Annotated in this window: 1 protein-coding gene and 3 tRNA genes; 1 reads left to right on the forward strand and 3 read right to left on the reverse strand. The window is 39.8% G+C overall.

Going from position 1 to position 1,348, the window contains the following annotated elements; all coding sequences use genetic code 11:
* Window positions 1-17 precede the first annotated feature (17 nt).
* The 3 genes from Q1553_RS00100 to Q1553_RS00110 all read right to left on the reverse strand — a co-directional run bounded on the left by Q1553_RS00100 (window position 18) and on the right by Q1553_RS00110 (window position 317).
* Window positions 18-94 (reverse strand) — tRNA-Gly (locus tag Q1553_RS00100).
* Window positions 95-101: 7 nt separating this feature from the next.
* Window positions 102-186 (reverse strand) — tRNA-Tyr (locus tag Q1553_RS00105).
* A gap of 55 nt (window positions 187-241) precedes the next feature.
* Window positions 242-317 (reverse strand) — tRNA-Thr (locus Q1553_RS00110).
* A 153-nt stretch (window positions 318-470) separates the two neighbouring features.
* Between Q1553_RS00110 and Q1553_RS00115 the strand changes: the two genes are divergently transcribed.
* Window positions 471-1,348, forward strand: an 878-nt coding sequence (locus Q1553_RS00115) for a TonB-dependent receptor (RefSeq protein WP_300842639.1), incomplete at its 3' end; no start/stop codon positions are given.

Below are 1,348 nucleotides of genomic sequence, written 5' to 3' on the forward strand. Positions count from 1 at the left end.
AGAATCAGCTCCCAGTATGGAGCGGGAAACGGGGCTCGAACCCGCGACCCTCAGCTTGGAAGGCTGATGCTCTAGCCAACTGAGCTACTCCCGCACGGCTATGGTGGTGAGACGTGGATTCGAACCACGGAAGTCATAAACAGCAGATTTACAGTCTGCCCTCGTTGGCCACTTGAGTATCTCACCCCAATTTTAAATATTCATAAAAACTGGTCAAACACTGAAAAATTATATAAATTTATGGAGCTGGCAAAGGGACTCGAACCCCCGGCCTGCTGCTTACAAGGCAGCTGCTCTACCAACTGAGCTACGCCAGCACTCTACATTTTAAAAATAAAAATGAGATGAGATTCTACTACTTTTTATTTTAATTGTCAATACTTTTGTTTTAAATTTGTGTATAATTGCGCCGCTTCAACTTAAGCAAAAATGAAGTTGAAGTTAAATCTTTTAAAGGAGTTTCTACATTTATGAAACTAAAACACAAAAATCTTCACCCAAGAGGGTTTAGAAAGAAGTATTTTTCACTTGCGGCGATTTTAGCACTCAATAGCGCACTACTAGCGCAGAGTCAAAATATCGCCCTAGCTGAAAAATCTCAAGAGGTAGAATCTCAAAGCCTTAAGCTTTCTATCACCCACACAGAAGAGTTTGTGGAGAATGAGGATTTTAAAGAAGAATTCAGCGCAGAGGAGATTCAACAATCCAATGCTCAAAATATCTACAACTTTTTAAATCAACATTCTCTACTTAAAATTACAACAAATTATGGTAATCCCTATACTGCAAACATTGATTTGCGCGGCTTTGGACAGAATGCGCATAAGAATCTTGCTATTATCGTAGATGGAATGCGTTTAAATAATATTGATTCCACTCCTGTGTCCTTGAGTGCTATCCCGCTAGATTCTATCCAAAAAATAGAAATTATTAGAGGCAAAGGCACGACAAAATACGGAAATGGCGCGGTAAGCGGAATCCTAAAAATCACTACCACCCGCAAGGCAGGCGGTGCATTGAATATGGGTTATGCGAGTTATGAGACATTGGGTTCTCAAATTTTTTCACGTTATGTGGGAGATACTTTGAATATTGGAGTGTATGGGCAATACCAACACAACGAGGGTGCAAGAAAAATTACACAAGGGAGCGAAGAAAAAGACGGAAGCTATAATAAAAATGGTGGAATCACAGCCTTTTACTACCCTAGTGATTCTACACTTTTAAAATCAAACCTCAATTATTCCAAATATGCTATCAAATACGCAAGCCCTTTGACAAAACAACAATTTGATTCAAATCCTACACAAGCACCGCTTCCAAGTGCGTTGGGTGGAGATACTTTCAC

This window comes from Helicobacter sp. UBA3407 (genome assembly GCF_949747025.1).
GTDB lineage: Bacteria > Campylobacterota > Campylobacteria > Campylobacterales > Helicobacteraceae > Helicobacter_D > Helicobacter_D ganmani.